Raw genomic sequence first — 22,951 nt, forward strand, 5'->3', positions numbered from 1 at the left:
TTCAGCAGGCCGGCGACGGCATTCGGGCGCGCAGGGCACGGCTGAACCAGTCCAGCGCCGGTGCCACCGCGCCACCGGTCGACCAGCCGTTGATCACGGCGAGCAGGTCGAGGTACCGGTCCCGGCGGGGATCGTTCGCGGTGTCCAGCCGGTCCAGCAACCGCCGGCGCAGGTCGGCGTCGTCGGGGCTGGCGCTGAGGCCCGCGTAGCGGGTGGTGACGGCCCTGATCACCGGGTCGGCCTCGGGCCCGGCCGGGTCCAGGCCGGCAGCCAGGGCGGGGGCCACCGCGTCCCGAACCACCGCGACGGCGTCCGGGCGCGGTAGCCCCGGGACGTCGTGGTCGGCGGCGTACTCCCGCACCAGCCGTCGCATGCTGGCCCGGAAGTCCGGGTCCTGGGCCAGCTCGGCCAGCTCCACCCACGCCTGCACCTGCTCGGTGCGGGGATCGTCGGGCAGCTCCGGGGTCAGCGACCGCATGATCCCCGGGTACGCCGGTGCGGTGGCCGCACCGTCGAATACGGCGTCGAGGAAGTCGGTGACGAGCCGGTGACGCTCCTGTCCGGAGAGCCGGGCGAGCCTGTGCAGCAGTTCCATCTGCTCGGCGCCTCCGCCGCGCCGGGCGGCCTCGGTGAGCACCGCTTGGCGCAGCCGCAGCACGCGGATCTGCACCGCCAACGCCTCGGCGTGCGCGGCGGCCACCTCTGCCAACGGCACCTCGCGGTCCACCACCCGCCGGATGGCGGCGAGGTCCACGCCGAGGTCGCGCAGCGTCCGGACCAGCTCCAGTCGGGCGACCGCGTCCGGGCCGTAGCGGCGGTAGCCGGCCGGACTCCGGTCGGTGGGTGGCACGATCCCCCGGTCCGCGTAGTACCGGATGGTCTTGACGCTCAGGCCGGTCCGCCGGGCCAGTTCGCCGATCGTGTAACGCGTTTCGCCGTTCATGTCCCTCACCATGCTGTCTCCCCCCGGTGGAGACTCAAGCGGCTGGTGCCGATGGTCAGCCGAGGAACGCCGCGAGCCTCGCGGTGAACCGGTCGGCGTCGTCGAGCCACGGGTAGTGTCCCGCGCCCGGCTGCACGACCAGCTCGGCGCCTGAACACACCCTCTCAGCTCCCGCCGGCCCTGTGGGTGCCGTCCCCGGCGGCCAGGCCCGGCGGCATGTTTCGCATCCGACGCAGCGGGGAGCAGACCACGAACAGGCACGCGGCCCAGGTGCCCAGCACGCACACCCAGAGGGCGCCGCGCAGTCCCAGCGCGGTGCCGAGCGCGCCGCCGGTCAGCGCGCCGAGCGGGATCACCCCGAAGCAGATCCAGAGGAACGCCGCGTTGACCCGACCGAGGATCGCCGGCGGGGTGATGCGCTGCCGGTACGACATCGCCGCCACGTTGAACAGCACCGCGTTGGCCGAGAACGCGGCCAGCCCGACCCCGTAGAGCAGCAACCCCCAACCGGGCTGCGCCAGTGGCATGAGCAGGTAGAACGGGCCCGGCGCGGTCATCGCCACCCAGATCACCCGGGCCGAGCCGAGCCAGGCCGACAGGCGGGCAGCCAGCACCCCCACCACCAGCCCGCCGACCGCGCTGACCGAGAAGACCAGCCCCACCTGCACCGGGGCGGCGTGCAGCTCGCGGACCAGGAACGTCACCTCGATCGAGGCGGACGCCATCACCCAGAAGTTCGACCAAGTGGTGCAGGCCAGGATGCTGACCAGGATCGGCTGCCGCCGGATGAAACCGAGTCCGTCGGTCAGCTCCACCCGCAGCGGCACCCGGGGCGCCGGCTCACGACGTACCGGCGCCTCCCGGATCAGGATCAGCGTCAGCGCGCTGACCAGGAAGGCGAACCCGTTGGCCAGGAACGTCCGGGCGGCGCCGACCAGCCCGATGAGCGCGCCACTGACCGTCGGGCCGACGAGTTCGGCGGCGTCCTCACTGATGGTGAGCTTGGCGTTGCCGTCCACCAGCAGGTCCGCCGGCACCAGCCGGGGCAGCATGCTCTTGTACGACACGGTGAACATCACGGTCAGCACCCCGCCGAGCCCGACCACCACGTACAGGAAGGGCAGAGTGAGCTGGCCGACCAGGGCGGCCACCGGCAGCGACAGCATGAGCGCGGCCCGCCCCAGGTCACACGCGATCATCAGCCGCCGCTGGTCGAGCCGGTCGGCGACGATGCCCGCCGGCAGCGAGAAGAGCAGGTACGGCAGCCAGGCCAGGACGGTCAGCAGGGAGACCTGGAAGACGCTGGCGTTCAGGGTGTCGGCGGCGAGCAGCGGCACCGCCACGTTGGCGATCCGGGTGCCCAGCTCGCTGACCGTCTGACCACCCCAGAGCAGCAGGAAGTTCCTGCTGCGCCACAGCGACGGGTCGGGCCCCGTCGCGCCCGCCGGAGCCTGGGTCATCTGCTGGGTCACGGTCACAGCCTGTCTGTGCGGTCACGCGTGCCACCGGACGGCGGCCCGGGGACCCTATCGGGGCCGCGATCGCACACGACACCGCTTTTCGCGCCGCCCGGCCGGGTCGCCGGGCCGCTCCGCGGGGCGGGTACGGTCCCAGGGCCGCCGGCGCCCCGGCGGCGGAACGGAGGTCCACCAGTGTCCATCGCCCTGATCACCCTCGGCGGCACGATCGCGATGGGCGGCGTCGACGCCAGCCGCCCGGGCGTGGTCACCCGGCTCACCGGCGCGGACCTCACCGCCGCCGTGCCCGGCCTCGCCGAGCTGGGCGTACCCGTGGACGTGCGGGACACCCACGCGGTGCCCAGCGCCAACCTCACCGGCCGCCACCTGCTCGACGTGGTCGCGGAGGCGTCCCGGGCGGTGACCGGCGGCGCGACCGGCGTGGTGGTCACCCAGGGCACCGACACGGTGGAGGAGACGGCGTTCCTGGCCGATCTGGTCTGGCCGCACGCCGCCCCACTGGTGTTCACCGGCGCGATGCGCAACCCCACCCTGGCCGGCGCGGACGGCCCGGCGAACCTGCTCGCGGCACTGCGGGTGGCCGCCGCGCCGGCCACCCGTGACCTGGGTGTGCTGGTCGCCGTCAACGACGAGGTGCACGCCGCCCGCTGGCTGCGCAAGACACACAGCACCAGCACCGCCACCTTCGCCGCGCCCAACGCCGGCCCGATCGGGCAGGTGATCGAGGGGGAGGTGCGGGTGCTGAGCCGGCCGCAGCGGCACGAACCGCTGCCGCCGGCCGACCCGGACCGGCTCGAAGCGACCCGGGTGGCCCTGTACGTGGTGACGCTGGAAGATGACGGGCTGCTGCTGGACGGGCTGGCCGACACCCACCAGGGCCTGGTGGTGGCCGGCTTCGGCGTGGGGCACGTGCCCGCCGCCCTGGCCCCGGTGCTCGGCGATCTCGCCGGCCGGATGCCGGTCGTGCTCACCTCCCGATCCGGGGCCGGGTCGGTGCTGCGGCACACGTACGGGGCGGTCGGCTCGGAGACCGACCTGCAACGGCGCGGGCTGCTCAACGGCGGGTTGCTCGACCCGTACAAGGCGCGGGTGCTGCTGCGCCTGCTGCTCGCCGCCGGCGCCGGCCGCGACGAGGTGGCCGCCGCGCTGGCCCGGCACGGTTGAGCCGGGCGCCGGCGCCACCGGACGGCGTCCCTAGAATGCTGCGGTGACCGGAGAGCGACGACCGTTGGCGGACCGGCCGCTCACCGAGCCGCACCCGTCCCGGCTGCCGCCCGAGCACCCCGACCGGTCCCGGATTCTCGCCGCGCACACGGCCGCGCTGGCCGCGGAGGAGGCTGGCTACCTCGACCCGGCGACCGGACTGTTCGTGCTCAGCGCCGGTTTCCTGGCCCGCCGGGGCACCTGCTGCGGACGTGGCTGCCGGCACTGCCCATACGTGGATGACCCGCTGGCCGGATGAGCGCCGGCCGGGTCGCGGCGGACCCGCCGAATGAGGGCTTCCGCCGGGCGCGGACACCCCGTACGGTGTCCGACGGACATCTGGCGGGCACCTTCCGCCGTCGGTCGGCGAGAGGGTGGAGCGTGCGCGGGCGGATCGTGGTCGCCGGGCTGGCGGGGCTGCTGGTGAGCGGCTGCGCCGCCGAGGCTGAGCCGGTGGCGGTGCCGCCGCCGGCGCCGATCGCGGTGGACGTGGCGGCGTCGTCGTCGGGCGGCGCCTGCCGCCTGCTGGACTTCACCGTCATCGAGCAGCTGGTCAAGGTGCGCTTCGACGTGGCGGCCGCCAGCGAACGGGTCGACACGTACACCTGCGTCGTCCGGGCCGAGAGCGCGTCGCTGCCGGAGCTGACGCTGAGCGTGACCGACATCAAGATCGACAAGGCCACCTTCGCCGCGGACGTGGTGCCCGACAAGGCGGCGAAGGTCACCGGTCTGGGGCAGCAGGCGTACCGGCGGACCGTCGCCGCGGCGAGCGGGCACGGGCCGGTCGCCGAGGTGGGGTGGCTGGCCACCGAAGGGCGGCTGGCCACGCTGAGCTGGACGGCGGCGCGCGGTGTCGAGCGTTCGGCGGCCGAGAAGCTGATCGGCGACCTGATCGCACTGGCCAAGAAGGTGGACACCCGGGCGCTGTGACGCGGGGACCAGCCCTCCTGGCCGGCGGTGGTCAGTTGGCGGCGACGAAGACCCGGGAGGCGACCTCGCGGGGCAGCCGGACGCGATCTCCGGAACGGTCGATCGACACGCCGTCGCGCTCCTGGGCCACGGTCACCGTGGCGCCCGGGTCGACACCGGCGGCGTGCAGCTGGCGCAGCACGTCGGCGTTGGTCTGCACGCTCTCGCAGATCCGGCGCACCACGACCGGCCCGGAGAGGCCGGGGAAGGCCAGGTTGCGCTCACCCTCGCCGGCTTCGGTGGTTTCCGGCTCCGGCGAGCCCAGCTCCTCCAGCCCCGGGATCGGGTTGCCGTACGGCGAGCGGGTCGGCCGGTTGAGCAGGTCGTACACCCGCTTCTCCACGGCGTCGCTCATCACGTGCTCCCAGCGGCAGGCCTCCTCGTGGGCCTCCTCGTAGGGCATCCCGATGACGTTGACCAGCAGCAGCTCGGCGAGGCGGTGCTTGCGCATCACGGAGACGGCGCTGCCGCGGCCCTGTGCGGTGAGCATCAGGTGCCGGTCGCCCTCGACGGTGAGCAGGCCGTCACGCTCCATCCGGGCCACGGTCTGGCTCACGGTGGGACCGCTCTGCTTCAGGCGCTCGGCGATCCGAGCGCGCAGCGGCGGCACACCCTCCTCCTCCAACTCGAGGATGGTGCGCAGGTACATTTCGGTCGTGTCGACTAGATCATGGCGATCGTGGCGCATCGGTGCCTCCTTCCGGCGGAGGTACTTCTGCGCTCAATCGTGTCGACCAGGTCGTGAGACTTCATGACGTCAGCGGCCCTCCGGTGCACGATGGTACCCCGGCGAACGACGATCGACCGCTGCCGAGCCGCGAGCCGACGACCGGGATGGTGTTGGATGGTCGCCATGTCCGGTACCCAGGAGCCGCTGGTCGAGGCTGATCGGCTCGCCGCCGAGCTCGACCGCGCTGATCCGCCCACCCTGCTCGACGTCCGCTGGCGGCTCACCGGCCCGCCCGGCCGCGACGACTACCTGGCCGGTCACCTGCCCGGCGCGGTCTTCGTCGACCTGGACACCGCGCTCTGCGGGCCGCCCGGCGTCGGCGGCCGGCATCCGCTGCCCGACCCGGCCGCGTTGCAGGCCGCGCTGCGGGCCGCCGGCGTCCGGGCCGGTCACCCCGTGGTCGTGTACGACGGCGGCGACGGGCTGGCCGCCGCCCGGGCGTGGTGGACGCTGCGCTGGGCCGGGCACCGCCCCGTCCGCCTGCTGCACGGTGGCTACCCGGCCTGGGTCGCCGCCGGTCGACCCGTCTCCACCGAGGCGCCCACCCCGGCCCCCGGCGACGTCGAGGTGCGCCCCGGCGACCTTCCGGTGCTCGACGCCGGGCGGGCCGCCGCGCTGGCGGCGGCGGACGATGCCGTGCTGCTCGATGTGCGGGCCGCGCCCCGCTACCGGGGTGAGGTCGAGCCGATCGATCCGGTCGCCGGGCACGTCCCGGGTGCGGCGAACCTGCCCGCCGGAGAGTACGTCGGCCCGGACGGGCGCTTCCTGGCCGCCGCCGTGCTGCGGGAACGGTTCGCCGCCGCCGGGGTGACCGGAGCGCGGTCGGTGGGGGCGTACTGCGGCTCCGGAGTGACCGCCGCGCAGGCCGTTCTCGCCCTGCACCTGGCGGGCCGACCGGACGCGGCGCTCTACGTCGGATCGTGGAGCAACTGGGTGGCCGACCCGACCCGGCCGGTCGCCTCCGGGTCGACACCTGGCCGCTGAGCAGCGCGTGTGGTGGGCCGGCGACGGTCCTCGTGCGACGATGGGGCCCATGTCCGACGACACGGTGGTGGTGTGGGACGAGTCGCTGCTCGCCTACGACATGGGTGACCATCCGCTCGACCCGGTCCGGCTGGAGCTGACCGTCGCGCTCGCCCGCGAGCTGGGCATCCTGGACCGCCCCGGGGTCCGCCTGGTCAAGCCGGAGCCCGCCGACGACACCCTGCTCACCCGGGTGCATGATCCGGCCTACCTGGCCGCGGTGCGCGCCGCGCCGCGCGACCCGCTCTTCGCCGGGTACGGGCTGGGCACCTCCGACAACCCGGTCTTCGACGGGATTCACGAGTCCAGCGCGCTCATCGCCGGCGCGACGGTGGCCGCCGCCGAGGCGGTCTGGCGCGGTGACGCACGGCGGGCGGTGAACGTGGCCGGTGGGCTGCACCACGCGATGCCCGCCCGGGCGTCCGGCTTTTGCGTCTACAACGACCCGGCGGTGGCCATCGCCCGCCTGCTGGACCTGGGCGCCGAGCGGATCGCCTACGTGGACGTGGACGTGCACCACGGCGACGGGGTGCAACAGATCTTCTGGGACGACCCTCGGGTGCTCACGGTCAGCGTGCACGAGACCCCGCTCGCGCTCTTCCCCGGCACCGGGTTCCCGGACGAGACGGGCGGGCCGGGCGCGCAGGGCACCGCGGTCAACATGCCGCTGCCGCCGGGCGTCGACGACACCGGCTGGCAGCGGGCGTTCCACGCGATCGTGCCGTCGGTGTTGCGCGCGTTCCGGCCGCAGGTGCTGGTCAGCCAGTGCGGCGCCGACGGGCACCGTCTGGATCCGCTCGCCGACCTGAACCTGACGGTGGACGGGCAGCGGGCCACCTACGTGGCGCTGCGGGCGCTCGCCGACGAGCTGTGCGACGGCCGCTGGGTCGCCACCGGCGGCGGCGGGTACGCGCTCGTCGAGGTGGTGCCCCGGGCCTGGAGCCACCTGCTGGCCGTGGCCACCGGCGGCCCGGTCGACCCGGCCACGCTCACCCCGCCGGCCTGGCGGGAGCTGGCCGCCGCCCGTCGTCCGGGCCGCGAGGTGCCGCTGCGGATGACCGACGACGCGGACCCGTCGTACGAGCCGTGGCAGCCGACCGGCGAGCCGAACGCGGTGGACCGGGCGATCGCGGCCACCCGCAAGACGGTCTTTCCGCTGCTCGGGCTCGACCCGCACGATCCGCGGGACTGAGCTGGGAGGACCGCGCCGGTGACCACGGTGGACCAGCCGGTGGACGTGCTGCTCAGCGACGGCAGCACCGTCCAGTTGCGACCGATCAGGCCGGATGACGCGCCGGCCATCGTGGCGATGCACGCCCGGTTCTCCGAGCGCACCCGCTACCTGCGCTACTTCTCGCCGTATCCGCGCATTCCCGAGCGGGATCTGATCCGCTTCGTCACGGTCGACCACCACGACCGGGAGGCGTTCGTGGTGCTGGCCGGCGACCGGATCGTCGCGGTCGGCCGCTACGAACGGCTGGGCCCGCAGGCCCCGGAGGCGGAGGTCGCCTTCGTGGTGGAGGACGCCCACCAGGGCCGGGGCATCGGCTCGGTGCTGATGGAGCACCTGGCCGACGTCGCCCGGCGCAACGGCATCATGAGCTTCGTCGCCGAGGTGCTGCCAACCAACGGGCAGATGCTGCGGGTCTTCGCCGACTTCGGCTACCAGGTCCAGCGCGAGTTCGCCGACGGGGTGGTGCACCTGAGCTTCCCGATCGCGCCCACCGAGGCCACCCTGGAGGTGCAGCGCGGCCGGGAGCACCGCACCGAGGCCCGCTCGATCGCCCGGCTGCTCGCCCCGCGCGGCATCGCCGTCTACGGCGCGAGCGCGACCGGCCAGGGCGTCGGCGCGGCGGTGCTCGGGCACCTGCGCGACGGCGGCTTCACCGGCGCGGTCGTGCCGGTGCACCCGAGCGCGTCGACCGTGGCGGGGTTGCCCGCGTACCCGTCGGCGGTCGGCGCCGGGGTGCCGGTGGACCTGGCGGTGGTGGCGGTGCCGCCGGAGGCGGCGACCGTGGTGGTGGCCGACGCGGCGGCCGCCGGGGTGCACGGCCTGGTGGTCATCTCCGCCGGTTTCGCCGAGGCCGGCGCCGAGGGCGCGGCGGCGCAGCGGGCGCTGGTCCGCGCGGCGCACGCCGCCGGGATGCGGGTGGTCGGCCCGAACTGTCTCGGCGTGGCCAACACCGACCCGGCGGTACGCCTCAACGCCACCCTCGCCCCGGCGCTGCCGCCGGCCGGCCGGGTCGGCATCTTCAGCCAGTCCGGCGCGTTCGGGGTGGCGTTGCTCGCCGAGGCTGACCGGCGCGGCCTGGGGCTGTCCAGCTTCGTCTCGGCCGGCAACCGGGCGGACGTCTCCGGCAACGACCTGCTCCAGTACTGGCAGGACGACCCCGGCACGGACGTGATCATGCTGTACCTGGAGACCTTCGGCAATCCGCGCAAGTTCGCCCGGCTGGCCCGACGGATCGGCCGGGCCAAACCGGTCGTGGCGCTCGCCTCGCCGGCCCGCCCGGTCGGGGTGGGCGACACCGCCGGGCCGGATGAGGTGGCGGTGGCGGCGCTGTTCGCCCAGTCCGGGGTGATCCGGGTGGACACCGTGCCGGAGCTGCTCGACGTGGGGGTGCTGCTGGCCAACCAGCCGCTGCCCGCCGGTGGTCGGGTCGGCGTGGTCGGCAACTCCTCGGCGCTCACCGGCCTGGCCGCCAGCGCGTGCGCCGGGCAGGGCCTCACCGTCGTCGACGGGTACCCCCGCGACGTCGGGCCGCGCGCCGGCGCTGCCGAGTTCGCGACCGCACTGGCTGAGACGGCCGGCGACGACCAGGTGGACGCCCTGGTGGTCGTCTTCGCCCCGCCGCTGCCCGGCCAACTGACCGATGTGGACGCCGACGTGACCGCAGCGCTGCCGGCCGTACTCGCGTTGGGCAAGCCGACCGTGGCGACCGTCCTGGTCGGCCGGCTGCCGGCCGGGGTGCCGGCGTACGGCGGGGTGGAGGAATCGGTGCGGGCCCTCGCCCAGGTGCACCGGTACGCCGAGTGGCTGCGCCGGCCGCCCGGGGTGGCACCCGAGCTGCCCCGGATCGACCGGGCTGCCGCGCTGGGCGCGTTGCGGGCCGACGCCACCGACCCGACCGCCCTGCTGGCCGCGTACGGCATCGACGTGGTGGCGTCGGTGCCGGTCGACTCGGTCGACGGCGCGGCGGACGTGGCGGCGCGGTTGGGCTTCCCGGTGGCGCTCAAGGCCGCCGCACCCGGGCTGCGGCACCGGCTCGACCTCGGCGCGGTCCGGCTCGATCTGCCCGACGAGCAGGCGGTCCGCCGGTCGTACGCCGAGCTGACGGCGGCCTTCGGCGCGGACGTCCTGGTGCAGCCGATGGTTCCGCCCGGCGTGGCCTGCGTGGTGGAGCTGGTGGAGGATCCGGCGTTCGGGCCGGTGGTGGGCTTCGGTCTCGGTGGCGTCGCCACCGAGCTGCTCGGCGACCGGGCCTGGCGTGCGGTGCCGTTGACGGACCGGGACGCCGCCGAGCTGGTCGACGAGCCGCGGGCGGCGCCGCTGCTGCGCGGGCACCGGGGCGCCGCACCGGTCGACCGGGCGGCGCTGGCGGATCTGCTGCTGCGGGTCGGTCAACTCGCCGACGAGCAGCCCCGGGTGCGTTCATTGACCCTGAACCCGGTGCTCGCCCGCCCGGACGGCATCTCGGTCCTGCACGCGCAGGTGCGGGTCGGCGGCGTGGCCGCCCGCCCGGACACCGGCCCCCGCCGCCTGTAAGGGGACCTTCTTAACGCCTGCGGTAGAAGAAGGCCCCCTTGTCAACCCCGGCCGGCCGGCGGGCGGGCGCGGGCGTGCGGTGGATCAGGCGCGGCTGGAGATCTGCTGGATTGCCCATGCGTTGCCGTCCGGGTCGGTGAAGAAGACGAAGCCGACGTTGTCCAGCGGGTGCGGCGTGGGGCTCGGGCTGGCGCCCAACACCTGGATCTCGCTGACCTCCACACCCCGTTCGACCAGCTCTGCGCGGGCCCGCTCCAGGTCGGGCACCACCAGTTGCAGGCCTTTGAGCGAGCCCGGCGGCATGTCCGGGACGGCGCCCTTGCCGATCACGATCGAACAGCCGGAACCGGGCGGGGTCAGCTGGACGATCCGCGCGTCGTCACCGATCACCGTGTCGTGGTCCACGGCGAAGCCGAGCCCGTCGGCGTAGAACGTCTTCGCCCGGTCCACGTCGGAGACCGGCACGATCACCACTTCCAATGTCCAGTTCATGGTTGCTCTCCTCGCATCGTCGTTGTCTCATGCAGCAGTTCGGCGAGCCGCGTGAAGCTCTGCCCGAGGCCCCGGGCCATCGGGTAGCGCAGTACGGTGTCCCGTCCCTGGGGGGTGGCGTAGCGCAGCGTGGTGGTGACGGTCGTCCGACCGGCCAGTTCGGTGAACTCGTGGCTGACCAGCGTTTCACCCGGGTAGGACTGGTTGTCGAAGAGCTCGGTGCAGACCAGCCGGTGCGGTGGCTCGATCTGCCGGTAGAGCCCGGCCTGGACCATCCGGGCCCCTTGCGGGCCCAGTGACACGAACCGCCACCGGCCGCCGACCCGCAGGTCGACGTCGCACTCCGCCAGCCGCCAGCCGCGCGCGCCGTACCACCGGATCAGCAGTTTCGGCTCGGTGAAGGCGGCGAACACCAGGTGTGCCGGCGCGTCGAACAGCCGGCTCAGCACGATCTCCCGGTCGCTCGGGGTGTGCACGACGAGCGGGTCGCCGGTACCGGTCATTCGCTGGCCCCGCCCCGTTGGGCGCGCCGTTCGGCGGCGGTCTGGTCGACGGCCTGGAGTTCGTCGAGCAGGGCGTCGAGGCGCTGGTAGCTCTCCGCCCAGTAGTCGCGGTAGTCGGCGAGCCAGGCCGTGGCCTCCCGCAGCGGTCGGGCCTCCAGCCGGCACGGCCGGCGTTGGGCGTCCCGCCCCCGGCTGACCAGGCCAGCGCGTTCCAGCACCTTGAGGTGCTTGGAGATGGCCGGCTGGCTCATCGCGAAGGGCTGCGCCAGCTCCGTCACGGTCGCCTCACCGCCCGCGAGCCGGGCGAGGATGGCCCGCCGGGTCGGGTCGGCCAGCGCCGCGAAGGTCGCGTCCAACAGTTCGGAGCCCATCGCTTATAACCTCCTGGTTTTATAACCAGATGGTTTCTATCGCGGATCGGCGCCTCGGTCAAGCACCTCGACAGCATGGAAGGCCCCGGCGAACCGCCAGGGCCTTCCATGGGAACGAGTGCGTCAGCAGGCGTACGCCTCCAGGCGCTGGGCCCGCTCCGGCGCGCGCAGCTTCAGCAGCGTCACCTTCTCGATCTGCCGGATCCGCTCCCGGGACAGGCCGAACTCCCGGCCGACCTCGTCGAGGGTGCGCTGGCGGCCGTCGTCCAGCCCGAACCGGAGCCGGATGACCGCCTGCTCCCGCTGGGACAGCGTGGCCAGCACGATGCTCACCTCGTTGCGCAGCTCGCCCTGCGCGGCCGCGTCGCCCGGCTCGCCGCGCGGGTCCACCGCGGCCACGAAGTCACCGAGGGCGCTCTCGCCGTCGTCGCCGACGGCCTGGTCCAGGCTGACCGGCTCCCGGTCGTAGGAGATCAGCTCGATGACCTGGAACTCGGGGATGTCCAGCGCCCGGGCGACCTCGGCGACCGTGGGTTCACGGCCCAGCGTCACCGCCAGCTCGCGGCGGGCCCGGACCATCCGGTTGACCTGCTCCACCATGTGCACCGGGATGCGGATCGTGCGGGCCTGATCGGCCATCGCGCGGGTGATCGCCTGCCGGATCCACCAGGTGGCGTAGGTGGAGAACTTGTAGCCCTTGGCGTAGTCGAACTTCTCCACCGCGCGGATCAGGCCGAGGTTGCCCTCCTGGATCAGGTCGAGAAACGCCATCCCGCGTCCGGTGTAGCGCTTGGCGATGCTGACCACCAGCCGCAGGTTCGCTTCCAACAGGTGGTCCTTGGCCGCCCGGCCCTCCGCGACGATCAGCTCCAGATCGGCCCGCAGCTCCGGTGACACGGGGGTGCAGGTGGCCAGCTTCTCGTCGGCGAACAGGCCGGCCTCGATCCGCCGGGCCAGGTCGACCTCCTGGGCCGCGGTCAGCAGCTTCGTCCGGCCGATCCCGTTGAGGTAGGCCCGGACCAGGTCGGTGGAGATGCCGCGCTCGTCGGTGGCGTCCAGGTCGACGAGGGCCTCGGTGACCCCGTCGGTGGTGGTGCTGGCGGCCGGGCGCGTCCGGTTTTCCGTCATCTGCAGGACCATCTCTGTCTCTCCCCGTGTCCACGTCTGTGCCGTGTCTCCGGCCCAGTGGTGCCGGTGTGACACACAGCTTGGCGGGCGGGGCGTAAAACGGGAGTGAGGCGATCGGGCACCCGACAGGAATCCGGTCGGATCGCGGGCGCGGTGTGTGTCGCCACCGTGTCTCCTTGCCCGCCCCGGTTACCGTGCCGACGGTCGGCCACCCACGGTCGACGGCGACAGGAGATGGAGAACGACGTGGTCTTCAAGCGGCTCATGCAGGCGATGGGGGTCGGCGGCCCGTCGGTCGAGACGGTGCTGGCCAACCCGACCTGCCGACCGGGCGGCCAGTTGGAGGGCCGCATCCAGGTGGCCGGCGGTGACCACCAGGTCGACATCGACCACGTGGCGCTGGGCCTGGTCACCCGGGTCGAGGTGGAGAGCGGCGACAACGACTACGACACCATGCAGGAGTTCCACCGCCAGCAGGTCACCGGCGCGTTCCGGCTGGAGCCCGGGCAGCGCCACGACATCCCATTCCGCTTCGACGTGCCCTGGGAGACACCGGTCACCGAGCTGTACGGGCAGCACCTGCACGGCATGACGATGGGGCTGCGTACGGAGCTGCAGGTGGCCCGCGCCGTCGACAAGGGTGACCTGGACGCGGTGTCGGTGCACCCGCTGCCGGCACAGGAGCGGCTGCTCGACGCGTTGCTGCGGCTGGGGTTCCGGTTCGCCCGCGCCGATGTGGAGCGTGGGCACATCTACGGCGTCCGGCAGACGCTGCCGTTCTACCAGGAGATCGAGTTCAGCCCGGCGCCGCAGTACGCCCGCTCGATCAACCAGTTGGAGGTCACCTTCATCGCCGACCCGCAGCAGATGCAGGTGGTGCTGGAGGTCGACAAGCGCGGCGGCGTCTTCACCGAGGGCCGGGACGCGTTCGGCCGCTTCACGGTCGACCACGCCACCGCCGACCGCACCGACTGGACCGCCGAACTCGACGGCTGGCTCCGCCAGTCCCTCTCCCGCCGCGGCCTCTTCTCCTGACCCACCCCCTCGGCCCGCCCTCCGCTGATCATGACGTTGTTGCCCCGACACGCGGTCCTCGTCGATCTAGGGCATACCGTCGTTGCTGGAGATCCACTCGCGACGATATGCCCTAGATCAGCGGGGAAGGCGGCGCGCGGCGCGCGGCGGGCGGGTGGGCGCCGCTGCGGCGGCAGCAACTTCATGATCGACCGGGTGGAGCGGGGGCCGGCCCGTTACAGGTCTAGCAGGATCGTGCGGGGGCCGATGTTGACGCTCTCGACGAGCATGTGGGCGCGGAAGCGGCCGGTCTCCACCTTGGCGCCGCGCTCACGCAGCGCCTCGACGACCGCCGAGACCAGCGGCTCGGCCACCTCGGCCGGAGCGGCCGCCGTCCAGCTCGGACGGCGGCCCTTGCGGGCGTCGCCGTAGAGGGTGAACTGGCTGACCACCAGGACCGGCGCACCGGTGTCGGCCGCGGACCGCTCGTCATCGAGGATCCGCAGCTCGTGCACCTTGCGGGCCATCGTCCGGGCGGTCTCCGCCGTGTCGGTGTGGGTCACCCCGAGCAGCACCAGCAACCCGTCGTCGATCGCGCCGACCACCGCGCCGTCGACCGTCACGCTGGCCCGGCCGACCGTCTGCACCACCGCCCGCATCAGCCGGTCACCGGCTCAATGAAGCCCCGCTCCACCAGGTGCGCGACGATCGGCCCGGCCGCCTCGGCCAGCTCGTCCGTCTCGGCCTCGTGCGCGGCAGCCAACAGGGCGAGCTGGTCACGGAGCGGCAGCCGGCCGTCGGCCCCGCCCACCAGCGCCAGCACCAGCGGGTCGACATCCTCAGTCCACCGCAGGCCGTGCGGCATCGCGAGGACCTGCCGGTCCACCGCCCAGCCCTCGTCGCCCATGGTGGCCTCCTGGCGCAGTTGGAGGCCGTCGGCGGCCCGGTAGCGCTCGGCGAGCAACGCCTCGGTGTCGCGTACCCGCAGGAAGTCCTGACGGTCGAACCAGGCGGCCACCTGGTCGCCCAGCGGCGGCTGCACCCGCTGGCGCAGCTCCTCCACCCGGACCACCGGATCGACGTGCCCGCTGCGGCGCAGCGACACGATGCCGAAGCCGATCGCCTCGACCTTGTGCGCGTCGAACCAGTCCAGCCAGGCGGCCATCCGCTCCGGGTCGGCGCTCTCGCCGACGTCGGTGAGCCACAGGTTGACGTACGCCATGGGGTCGGCCACCTCGCGCTGGATGACCCAGGCGTCCAGGCCGGTACCGGCGAACCAGCCGGCCACGCGCTCGTCCCACTCCTCACCGGCGACGTGCACCCAGTTCGCCAGGTACTGCATGGTGCCGCCCTCGGTGAGCAGGCCGGGGGCGGCGGCGGCCAGTTCGGCGCCGATCGCGTCACCCACCCGGCCGGAGTCGCGGTAGACGTGCGTGGTGGTGCCCGGGCCGACCACGAACGGCGGGTTGCTCACCACCAGGTCGAAGCGGCGGCCGGCCACCGGCGCGACCATGTCGCCGCGCAGCAACTCCCAGTCCTGCCCGTTGAGGGCGGCGGTCGTCGCGGCGAAGCGCAGGGCCCGCTCCGAGAGGTCCGTGGCGGTCACCGAGCCGGCGTGGGTGGCCAGGTGCAGGGCCTGGACACCGGAGCCGGTGCCGAGATCCAGTGCGGTGCCGACCGGCCGGCGGACGGTCGCGCCGATCAGGGTCTGGGTGGCCCCGCCGATGCCGAGCACGTGCTCGGAGTGCAGCGGTCGGCCCGGCCGGGCGCTGGCCGGCACGTCGGCGAGCACCCACCAGTCGTCGCCGTACGGCTCCAGGTCGACGCCGGCGCGCAGGCCGTCGCCGTGCCGCTCGACCAGCCCACCGGCCACCGCCTCCGCCACACTCAGCGGCGCCAGCGCGGCGGCCACGGTCGCCTCCGACTCGGTCTGGTCGCAGATGAACACCCGGATCAGGGTGCTGAGCGGGTCGCGCTCCTCGGTGGCCCGCAGCGCGGCCCGGTAGTCGTTGCGCGCGACCCCGCCGGTGGCCTGCGAGCCGAGCCGGGTCGCGATGCCGTTGCTGGTGAACCCGGCCCGGGTCAGCGCGGTGCGCAGCGCGTCGACGCCGGCGGGGGAGAGCAGCATGTCGTGTTCGTCCACGCCGCCATCCTGCCCCCCGCGGTGCCTCCGGTCGGCGCCACCCGCCGGGTCGACTCCGGAGCGTCGGTGTTCACCCCGGGTCGGCGGCGGGGCAGGATGGGCACATGACGCTCGTCCTGCCCATCGACCCCGAGGCCAACCGACTGCTGGAGCGCAGCCCGCTGGCCCGGCTCCTCGGCATGGTTCTTGATCAACAAGTGCCGATGGAGAAGGCCTTCTCCTCGCCGTACGTGCTGGCGCAGCGGCTCGGCCACGAGCCGGACGCGGCGGAGCTGGCCGGGTACGACCCGGAGGCCCTGATCGCGCTCTTCGCCACCCCGCCCGCCCTGCACCGGTTCCCGAAGGCGATGGCGGCCCGGGTGCAGGAGGTGTGCCAGGTCCTGGTGGACCGCTACGACGGCGACGCCGCCCGCCTCTGGTCCGACGTCGCCGACGGGCCGGAACTGTTCCGCCGGGTCGCCGAGCTGCCCGGCTTCGGCAAGCAGAAGGCGCAGATCTTCGTGGCCCTGCTCGGCAAGCGGTTCGGGGTGACCCCGCAGGACTGGCGGGAGGCGGCCGGCGACTACGGCGACCCCGGCGCGTACCGGTCGGTGGCCGACGTGACCGACGCGGACTCGCTGCGTCGGGTGCGGGACTACAAGCAGCAGATGAAGGCGGCCGCGAAGGCGAAGACCGCCGGCGGCTGACCCGACCGGGCGGTCGCTCAGGCGGCGGTCGGGTGGGCCAGCGAGGCCAGCGCGCGCCGCACGTCGGCGAGCGAGACGGTGGCCGAGTCGTCCAGGTCGGCCAGGCCCGCCTCGATCCACTGCCGCATCAGCGTGGTGACCCCGATGCCGCGGGCGTCGGCGGCGGCCCGCACCCGCTCGTAGGTCTCCAGCGGCAGCCGGACCGACCGGCTCACCATCGGCACGTCGGTGTCGGGGGTGGGCAGGTCCACCGCCGGGCTCTCGTCGATTAGCTCGGCGATCCGGTCGTCGCCGCTGTGGAACTGCTTGGTCGCGTCGTTACGGTGCATCGTCACGGCCTCCTCATCGGCGCGATCTCCGCACGGCCTCGTCGTAGCGCTTGGACTCGACGTCGCTCAGCTCGCGAGCGGAGAGGATGTCCCAGTCGTTGTCGGTGCCGTCGGCCTCGGCGAGCAGCACCGCCAGTCGGCGGCCCCGCCGGGCGGCGGCGTAGACCACCATCACGTCGTCGCCCAGGTGGCGGATCACCCGTCGGGCGCTGTGCAGCGCCTCCCAGACTTCCCCGGGCGTGACGTCGTAGACCCTCAGGTTGGCCAACGCCTCGTCGGTGAAGCTGAACCTGCTGCCCACATCGCGGAGCGTACCACGCGCGTAACACGCACCGGGATGAGTCGAATTTCGCTGATCACGGCTTCACGGTGACAGGATGAGTCGTAATCCCCTCGAGGAGGTTCATGGTGAAGCATCAGGCGTACCAGCCGATTCTGATCACCGACGCCTCGCGCAGCCAGAACGATCAGCTCACCAGCCGTCAGCGCCGCTATGTCCTGATGATGGGCATCCGGGTGGCGTGCATCATTCTCGGCGCGATCCTGGTCGGCGCGAACGCCCCACTGCTCTGGCTCTGGCTGCCGCTGTGCGCCCTGGGCATGGTGCTCATCCCGTGGCTGGCCGTGCTGCTGGCCAACGACCGGCCGCCGAAGGAGCAGCACCGGCTGGCCAACCGGTTCCACCCCCGCCAGCTGGACGACACCCCGCCGATGAGCCTCACCGCCGAGGAACGTCCGCACAAGGTCATCGACGCCGAACCCTGACCCGCGTGCGGGCCAGGGTCCGACAGCTCACGGCTGTGGCCGGGCGCCGGCGGTGGAGACGGCCAGGGCCCCCAGGTCGGTGGCGCGGTTCAGCGCCGCCGTCGGGGCGGCGCCGGCGAGCCAGGCGGTGAGCAGACCGGCCGCGAAGGCGTCGCCCGCCCCGGTGACGTCCACCACCGCCACCCGCCGGGCCGGAGCCACGCAGACCGCCGCCGTGCGATCCACCCAGACCGCGCCGGCCGCGCCGCGCTTGACCACCACCCGCCGGGCCGTCGCCGACAGCGCCCGCCCCTGCGCCGCCGGGTCCAGCCCGCCGGCCAGCACCGTCGCCTCGTCCGCGTTGACCAGCAGCAGGTCGACGTCGCGTACCCAGCCCAGGAAGGCCGCCGCGCCGACCCGCCGCAGCGGCGCCGCGGAGGCCGCGTCGACGCTGGTGGTGAGCCCGCGCTCGCGGGCGGCCGCCAGCGCCCGCAGCCCGGCGCCGCGCGACGCGGCGTCCAACAGGGTGTACGCGGACAGGTGCAGATGCCCGGCGTCGGGCACCGCCGCGAGGGCCCGCTCGACGTGCTCGGCACTGAGCCGCAGGTTCGCGCCCCGCTGGCTGACCATGGTGCGCTCGCCGTCGGTGGCCAGCACGATCACCGTGCCGGTCGGGATGCCCTCGATCCGGTCGACCTTGCAGTCGACACCCGCACGGTCGAGTTCGGCCGTCCGGTCCCGCCCCGCGTCGTCGTCGCCGACCGCGCCGACGAGCGTGACGTCCACCCCCTGCGCGGCGATCCAGGCGGCGGTGTTGGCCGCCTGCCCGCCGCCGCCGAGGCTGATGTCGGCCGCGGTGTCCGAACCCGCCGCGAGCGGCCCGGACAGCACCGCGACCACATCGGTGATCACGTCCCCGACGACGACAACCCGGGCCGGTCGGGTCATGCCGGGAAGGCGGTGGCGCGGGCGGCGGCGACCGCGATCCGCGCGGCCAGGTCGGCGTTGCGCAGGATGATCCGGACGTTCACCGCCAGGCTCGCGCCCTCGGTGGCCGAGTGGAAGTGCGCCAGCAGGTAGGGGGTGACGGCCTTGCCGGTCACCCCGTCCCGCTCCAGCAGGGCCAGACCCTCGGCGAGGGTCCGGTCGTGCAGCTCCGGGTCGAGCTGCTCGTTGACCGGCAGCGGGTTGGCGATGATCAGGCCGCCGGCATGCACGGCGTGCCCGTCACGGGCCGCGAGCACGGCGGCGACCTGCTCCGCCGAGTCGACCGACCAGTCCAGGTCGAAGCCGCTGTCGGTGAGGTAGAAGCCGGGGAACCGGCGGGTGCGGTAACCGACCACGGCGACCCCGAGGGTCTCCAGCCGCTCCAGCGTCGCGCCCACGTCGAGGATCGACTTGACCCCGGCGCAGACCACGGCGATCGGGGTCCGGGCCAGTGTGATCAGGTCCGCCGACTCGTCGAAGGTGTGCGCCGCCTCCCGGTGCACCCCACCGAGCCCTCCGGTCGCGAACACCCCGATCCCGGCCGCGGCGGCCACCGCACTGGTCGCGGCCACGGTGGTGGCGCCGTCCGCGCCGGTCGCCGCCGCCACCGCGAGGTCGCGCACGGAGAGCTTAGTCACTCCATCGACGGTGGCCAGGCGGGTCAGCTGCGCGTCGTCCAGGCCGACCACCAGCTCGCCCCCGATCATGCCGATCGTCGCCGGGACCGCTCCGGCGTCCCGGACCGTCTGCTCGATCTCCCGAGCCACCCGAAGGTTCTCCGGACGGGGCAGGCCGTGCGAGACGATGGTGCTCTCCAGGGCGACTACCGGCCAGCCGTTGCGCAGGGCGTCGGCCACCTCGGTGCCGTAGCTGATGCGAAAGTCAGTCACGGGGGGCCACGGTACGGGGTCGGGCCCTGGCCGGCCTCAAGTGGACCCGGCCGTGATGACCTGCCAAACTTGACGGTTGGAGGTGCAGACGTGAGCACAGAGGTTCTCGAGCGTCCGGAGCTGAAGGACGCCGATACCGGTCCGGAGATGTTCCACTACGTCCGCAAGGAGAAGATCGCCGAAAGTGCCGTCATGGGCACTTTCGTCGTCGCGCTCTGCGGGGAGACCTTCCCGGTCACCAAGGCGGCCAAGCCGGGTTCGCCGGTCTGCCCCAAGTGCAAGGAGATCTACGACTCGTACCGCGAGTGAACCGCGGCCGGTGTCCCGACCGGCGACGTAGCCTGCGGCGGTGACCACCTCAACCGCCCTGCTCTTCGCCGACCTGACCGGGGTGGCGGTCTTCGCCGCGTCCGGGGCCTCGGCTGCGGTGGCCAAGCGGCTCGACCTGTTCGGCGTCGCGTTCGTCGGCTTCGTGGCCGCCCTCGGCGGCGGAATCGTCCGGGACCTGGTCATCGACGAGGTGCCGCCGCTGGCCTTCGCCGACTGGCGGTACGTGGCGACCGCAGCCGTCACCGCGCTCGCCGTCTTCTGGCTGCACCCGCAGTTGGCCCGGCTGCGCACCACGGTGCTGGTGCTGGACGCGGCGGGCCTCGGGCTCTTCACCGTGACCGGCACGCTCAAGGCGCTCGACGCCCGGGTGCCCGCGGTCGGCGCCTGCTTGATCGGCATGCTCACCGCGATCGGCGGTGGGCTCGGCCGTGACCTGCTGACCGCCGAGATCCCGGTGGTGCTGCGCCGGGAGATCTACGCGGTGGCCGCGCTGGTGGGGTCGGTCGCGGTGGCGCTGCTGTACGTCACCGGGCAGACCGGGCCGGTGCCGCTCACCGCCGCCGCCGCGCTGGTCTTCGGGCTGCGCCTGATCGCCCTGCGCCGGCGCTGGTCGGCCCCGGTGGCGACGCTGCGCCCGCCGCGTACCGGCGGGGCGGATCCGCGCACCGACCGGGACTGGTGACGCGCGGGCCCACGCGGTGGCGGGCGCTTTCCGGTGCGCCGGGGCGGGGGTGGTGGATGTGACCAGCGTGGCGTCGCCTGGGCCGTGGGGCCCGCGCTGGTTATGCTGAGTCGGCCTTCGCGGCAGCTTCTGCGCGGAGGCGTTTTCATGGGCGGCGGTACTCGTGGCCCTCGCCCGGGGTCCGCCGTCGTGCGGTAGGAGAGGAGCTTCGCGTGGCAGCCCGGACGCCGGTGCTCGAGACGTTCCCGGCACTACGTGCCTGGCAGCGCAAGGCCCTGGTGGAGTACCTGCGCCGGCGCGGCGAGGACTTCACCGCGGTCGCCACGCCCGGCGCCGGCAAGACCACCTTTGCCCTGCGGATCGCGGCCGAACTGCTCGGTGACGGCACGGTGGAGGCCGTCACGGTCGTCGCCCCGACCGAGCACCTGAAGAACCAGTGGGCCGAGGCCGCGGCCCGGGTGGGCATCCAGCTCGACGCCGCGTTCCGCAACGCCGACGTGCACTCCGCGGCCGACTTCCACGGCGCGGTGGTCACCTACGCGCAGGTGGGGATGGCCCCGCAGGTGCACCGGCGGCGCACCATGACCCGACGCACCCTGGTCGTCCTCGACGAGATCCACCACGCGGGCGACTCCCGGTCCTGGGGCGACGGGGTGAAGGCCGCCTTCGAGCCCGCCGTACGCCGGCTGATGCTCACCGGGACGCCGTTCCGCTCCGACGACAACCCGATCCCATTCGTCAGCTACGAGCGCGGCGGTGACGGGCTGCTGCGCTCCCGCGCCGACTCGGTGTACGGCTACTCCGACGCGCTGCGCGACGGCGTGGTCCGGCCGGTGCTCTTCCTGGCGTACTCGGGGGAGACCCGCTGGCGGACCAACGCGGGGGAGGAGTTGGCGGCCCGGCTCGGCGAGCCGATGACCCAGGACCTGGTGGCGCAGGCATGGCGTACCGCACTGGACCCGGCCGGGGACTGGATGCCCCAGGTGCTGCGGGCCGCCGACGCCCGGCTCACCGTGCTGCGCAACGCCGGGATGGCCGACGCCGGCGGTCTGATCATCGCCACCGACCAGCAGTCCGCCCGCTCGTACGCCAAGCTGATCGAGCAGGTGACCGGCGAGAAGGCCGCCGTGGTGCTCTCCGACGACCTGGGCGCGTCCGCGCGGATCGCGACGTTCGCGGCGTCCGAGCAGCGGTGGCTGGTCGCGGTGCGAATGGTGTCCGAGGGGGTGGACATCCCGCGGCTCGCGGTGGGGGTCTATGCCACCAGCGCCAGCACCCCGCTCTACTTCGCCCAGGCGATCGGCCGGTTCGTCCGGGCCCGCCGGCCCGGGGAGACCGCGTCGGTCTTCCTGCCCAGCGTGCCGCATTTGCTCGGGCTGGCCAGCGAGATGGAGACCGAGCGGGACCACGTGCTCGGCAAGCCCAAGGAATCCGATGGTTTCGACGACGACCTGCTGGAGCGGGCGCAGCGCGACGATCAGGCCAGCGGTGAGCTGGAGAAGCGGTTCGCCGCGCTCTCGGCCACCGCCGAGCTGGATCAGGTGATCTTCGACGGCGCGTCGTTCGGCACCGCGGCCCAGGCGGGCACTCCCGAGGAGGAGGAGTACCTCGGCCTGCCGGGCCTGCTCACCGCCGACCAGGTCTCCCTGCTGCTGACGAAGCGGCAGGCCGAGCAGCTCGCCGCCCAGCGTCGCCGTACCGCCGAGCGGGCCGCTCAGCCGGCCGGTGCGCCTGTCGCGGCGCCGCCGGCACCGATGAGTGCCGCCCAGCGCCGAGTGGCGCTCAGGCGGCAGCTGAACGCTCTGGTGGCCGCTCGGCACCACCGCACCGGCCAGCCCCACGGCAAGATCCATGCCGAGCTGCGCCGGCTCTGCGGCGGCCCGCCGAGCGCCCAGGCCACCATCGAGCAGCTTGAGGAACGCATCGCCACCGTGCAGACCCTCTGACCGACCGAGTCGATCAAGCGCTGCCCCTGATCAACTCGATGTCGCTGAGATGGGGGCATCCCGTCTCGGAGACACCCCCACATCGGCGACATGAAGTGGATCAGGCCCCATAACCGCAGGCCACCCACCGCATCCGTCCGATCCTGCGCTGAACCTTGGGCGGGGCGGGTTGTGGGTGTCGGGTAGCGAAAAGCCGGCCGGAGGCACCCACGGGGTGCCTCCGGCCGGCTATGTCGGTTTGCGGATTTAGTTCGCCATCAGATCGGCGCCACGCCAGCTGAAATCGGGCTCCGTTGCGAACCGCTCGGTGATCTTCACGAGATCCTCCGCGTACTTGTTCGCGTGGTGCCCGCAGAACACCAGCTCGCTCCCACTCACCAGAGTGATCCGGAGCTTCCCGGCAGCATTGCAGCGGTCGCACCGTTCATCGGCGGCTGGGGGCGCCACCGTCTCGGGCGGCGGCGTGAGGGTCGAGTTCATCGCCTTCCTCCTCTGGTCGTCACCGATGAACAATCTCTTCGGTCGTTGCTCACCTATCGTGCAACACCTTTACTAGGAACTGCCTTCCCTGTGTGCCCGCGGGGGACCGAGGTC

Annotated in this window: 26 protein-coding genes; 12 read left to right on the top strand and 14 right to left on the bottom strand. The window is 73.5% G+C overall.

The annotated features are described in order from the left end of the window. Position 1: 1 nt before the first annotated feature. Both BUS84_RS31455 and BUS84_RS31460 read right to left on the bottom strand, forming a co-directional pair. Positions 2–943, bottom strand: a complete 942-nt coding sequence (locus BUS84_RS31455) for a MerR family transcriptional regulator (RefSeq protein ID WP_074318046.1) — start codon at positions 941–943, stop codon at positions 2–4. Positions 944–1,107: 164 nt separating this feature from the next. Next, positions 1,108–2,415 carry an MFS transporter gene (locus BUS84_RS31460; RefSeq protein ID WP_143728580.1) on the bottom strand — a complete coding sequence of 436 codons (1,308 nt, stop codon included), beginning with the start codon at positions 2,413–2,415 and terminating at the stop codon, positions 1,108–1,110. 180 nt (positions 2,416–2,595) lie between these two features. Here BUS84_RS31460 and BUS84_RS31465 point away from each other — a divergent pair, with 180 nt between their 5' ends. From BUS84_RS31465 to BUS84_RS31475, 3 genes are all read left to right on the top strand, one after another. Next, positions 2,596–3,585 carry an asparaginase gene (locus tag BUS84_RS31465; RefSeq protein ID WP_074318047.1) on the top strand — a complete coding sequence of 330 codons (990 nt, stop codon included), beginning with the start codon at positions 2,596–2,598 and terminating at the stop codon, positions 3,583–3,585. Between the two features lie 43 nt (positions 3,586–3,628). Next, the gene (locus BUS84_RS31470) at positions 3,629–3,883 is read left to right on the top strand and encodes a DUF5522 domain-containing protein (protein ID WP_074318048.1); all 255 of its coding nucleotides are present in this window, start codon (positions 3,629–3,631) and stop codon (positions 3,881–3,883) included. Positions 3,884–4,005: 122 nt separating this feature from the next. Then, positions 4,006–4,554: a hypothetical protein gene (locus BUS84_RS31475; protein ID WP_074318049.1), complete on the top strand. Its 549-nt coding sequence runs from the start codon at positions 4,006–4,008 to the stop codon at positions 4,552–4,554. Between the two features lie 31 nt (positions 4,555–4,585). On the opposite strand, the gene BUS84_RS31480 is transcribed toward BUS84_RS31475, so the two are convergent. Beyond that, positions 4,586–5,281: an iron-dependent transcriptional repressor DtxR gene (locus BUS84_RS31480; protein ID WP_074318050.1), complete on the bottom strand. Its 696-nt coding sequence runs from the start codon at positions 5,279–5,281 to the stop codon at positions 4,586–4,588. Between the two features lie 165 nt (positions 5,282–5,446). On the opposite strand from BUS84_RS31480, the gene BUS84_RS31485 reads away from it, so the two are divergent. The 3 genes from BUS84_RS31485 to BUS84_RS31495 are packed head-to-tail and all read left to right on the top strand — an operon-like array spanning position 5,447 to position 10,112. Continuing rightward, entirely contained in the window at positions 5,447–6,307 is an 861-nt protein-coding gene (locus BUS84_RS31485) for a sulfurtransferase (protein WP_074319243.1), read from the top strand. A gap of 49 nt (positions 6,308–6,356) precedes the next feature. Next, positions 6,357–7,538, top strand: coding sequence for an acetoin utilization protein AcuC (locus tag BUS84_RS31490; RefSeq protein ID WP_074318051.1), 1,182 nt, complete (start codon positions 6,357–6,359; stop codon positions 7,536–7,538). 18 nt (positions 7,539–7,556) lie between these two features. Further along, positions 7,557–10,112: a bifunctional acetate--CoA ligase family protein/GNAT family N-acetyltransferase gene (locus BUS84_RS31495; protein WP_074318052.1), complete on the top strand. Its 2,556-nt coding sequence runs from the start codon at positions 7,557–7,559 to the stop codon at positions 10,110–10,112. 84 nt (positions 10,113–10,196) lie between these two features. On the opposite strand, the gene BUS84_RS31500 is transcribed toward BUS84_RS31495, so the two are convergent. From BUS84_RS31500 to sigB, 4 genes are all read right to left on the bottom strand, one after another. Beyond that, positions 10,197–10,604 (bottom strand): VOC family protein, encoded by a 408-nt coding sequence (locus tag BUS84_RS31500; RefSeq protein ID WP_074318053.1) that lies wholly within the window; start codon positions 10,602–10,604, stop codon positions 10,197–10,199. Further along, the gene (locus tag BUS84_RS31505; protein WP_074318054.1) at positions 10,601–11,107 is read right to left on the bottom strand and encodes an SRPBCC family protein; all 507 of its coding nucleotides are present in this window, start codon (positions 11,105–11,107) and stop codon (positions 10,601–10,603) included. The genes BUS84_RS31500 and BUS84_RS31505 overlap by 4 nt, the downstream gene beginning before the upstream one ends. Then, the gene (locus tag BUS84_RS31510; RefSeq protein ID WP_074318055.1) at positions 11,104–11,478 is read right to left on the bottom strand and encodes an ArsR/SmtB family transcription factor; all 375 of its coding nucleotides are present in this window, start codon (positions 11,476–11,478) and stop codon (positions 11,104–11,106) included. The genes BUS84_RS31505 and BUS84_RS31510 overlap by 4 nt, the downstream gene beginning before the upstream one ends. 123 nt (positions 11,479–11,601) lie before the next feature. Beyond that, positions 11,602–12,606: an RNA polymerase sigma factor SigB gene (gene sigB, locus BUS84_RS31515; protein WP_074319244.1), complete on the bottom strand. Its 1,005-nt coding sequence runs from the start codon at positions 12,604–12,606 to the stop codon at positions 11,602–11,604. Positions 12,607–12,852: 246 nt separating this feature from the next. Between sigB and BUS84_RS31520 the strand changes: the two genes are divergently transcribed. Next, positions 12,853–13,641, top strand: coding sequence for a sporulation protein (locus tag BUS84_RS31520; protein WP_074319245.1), 789 nt, complete (start codon positions 12,853–12,855; stop codon positions 13,639–13,641). Between the two features lie 215 nt (positions 13,642–13,856). Here BUS84_RS31520 and dtd read toward each other — a convergent pair whose 3' ends face one another. After that, positions 13,857–14,279, bottom strand: coding sequence for a D-aminoacyl-tRNA deacylase (dtd, locus tag BUS84_RS31525; RefSeq protein WP_074318056.1), 423 nt, complete (start codon positions 14,277–14,279; stop codon positions 13,857–13,859). Then, positions 14,279–15,763, bottom strand: a complete 1,485-nt coding sequence (locus tag BUS84_RS31530) for a DUF7782 domain-containing protein (RefSeq protein ID WP_208869769.1) — start codon at positions 15,761–15,763, stop codon at positions 14,279–14,281. Before BUS84_RS31530 ends, dtd begins: the two co-directional genes overlap by 1 nt. A 104-nt stretch (positions 15,764–15,867) precedes the next feature. Here BUS84_RS31530 and BUS84_RS31535 point away from each other — a divergent pair, with 104 nt between their 5' ends. Then, positions 15,868–16,449 (top strand): HhH-GPD-type base excision DNA repair protein, encoded by a 582-nt coding sequence (locus tag BUS84_RS31535; RefSeq protein WP_074318057.1) that lies wholly within the window; start codon positions 15,868–15,870, stop codon positions 16,447–16,449. Between the two features lie 17 nt (positions 16,450–16,466). Here the strand turns inward: BUS84_RS31535 and BUS84_RS31540 are convergent, their stop codons facing one another. Beyond that, the gene (locus BUS84_RS31540; RefSeq protein WP_074318058.1) at positions 16,467–16,778 is read right to left on the bottom strand and encodes a hypothetical protein; all 312 of its coding nucleotides are present in this window, start codon (positions 16,776–16,778) and stop codon (positions 16,467–16,469) included. Between the two features lie 13 nt (positions 16,779–16,791). Further along, the gene (locus BUS84_RS31545; protein WP_074318059.1) at positions 16,792–17,079 is read right to left on the bottom strand and encodes a hypothetical protein; all 288 of its coding nucleotides are present in this window, start codon (positions 17,077–17,079) and stop codon (positions 16,792–16,794) included. Between the two features lie 104 nt (positions 17,080–17,183). On the opposite strand from BUS84_RS31545, the gene BUS84_RS31550 reads away from it, so the two are divergent. Next, positions 17,184–17,543 (top strand): DUF3099 domain-containing protein, encoded by a 360-nt coding sequence (locus tag BUS84_RS31550; RefSeq protein WP_208869770.1) that lies wholly within the window; start codon positions 17,184–17,186, stop codon positions 17,541–17,543. Positions 17,544–17,570: 27 nt separating this feature from the next. Here BUS84_RS31550 and BUS84_RS31555 read toward each other — a convergent pair whose 3' ends face one another. Together BUS84_RS31555 and BUS84_RS31560 are read right to left on the bottom strand one after the other, a co-directional pair. Then, positions 17,571–18,470, bottom strand: a complete 900-nt coding sequence (locus tag BUS84_RS31555) for a carbohydrate kinase family protein (RefSeq protein WP_074318060.1) — start codon at positions 18,468–18,470, stop codon at positions 17,571–17,573. Next, positions 18,467–19,399, bottom strand: a complete 933-nt coding sequence (locus BUS84_RS31560; protein WP_074318061.1) for a pseudouridine-5'-phosphate glycosidase — start codon at positions 19,397–19,399, stop codon at positions 18,467–18,469. Before BUS84_RS31560 ends, BUS84_RS31555 begins: the two co-directional genes overlap by 4 nt. A gap of 90 nt (positions 19,400–19,489) precedes the next feature. On the opposite strand from BUS84_RS31560, the gene BUS84_RS31565 reads away from it, so the two are divergent. The 3 genes from BUS84_RS31565 to BUS84_RS31575 all read left to right on the top strand — a co-directional run bounded on the left by BUS84_RS31565 (position 19,490) and on the right by BUS84_RS31575 (position 22,357). Beyond that, positions 19,490–19,708, top strand: coding sequence for a DUF3039 domain-containing protein (locus tag BUS84_RS31565; RefSeq protein WP_007456912.1), 219 nt, complete (start codon positions 19,490–19,492; stop codon positions 19,706–19,708). A 40-nt stretch (positions 19,709–19,748) separates the two neighbouring features. Further along, positions 19,749–20,411, top strand: coding sequence for a trimeric intracellular cation channel family protein (locus tag BUS84_RS31570; protein WP_074318062.1), 663 nt, complete (start codon positions 19,749–19,751; stop codon positions 20,409–20,411). A 212-nt stretch (positions 20,412–20,623) separates the two neighbouring features. Continuing rightward, complete coding sequence (locus BUS84_RS31575; RefSeq protein WP_074318063.1) at positions 20,624–22,357, top strand: DEAD/DEAH box helicase; 1,734 nt, start codon at positions 20,624–20,626, stop codon at positions 22,355–22,357. 246 nt (positions 22,358–22,603) lie between these two features. On the opposite strand, the gene BUS84_RS31580 is transcribed toward BUS84_RS31575, so the two are convergent. After that, positions 22,604–22,837, bottom strand: coding sequence for a DUF7455 domain-containing protein (locus tag BUS84_RS31580; protein WP_074318064.1), 234 nt, complete (start codon positions 22,835–22,837; stop codon positions 22,604–22,606). Between the last annotated feature and the right edge of the window lie 114 nt (positions 22,838–22,951).

This window comes from Micromonospora cremea (assembly GCF_900143515.1).
Taxonomy (GTDB): domain Bacteria; phylum Actinomycetota; class Actinomycetes; order Mycobacteriales; family Micromonosporaceae; genus Micromonospora; species Micromonospora cremea.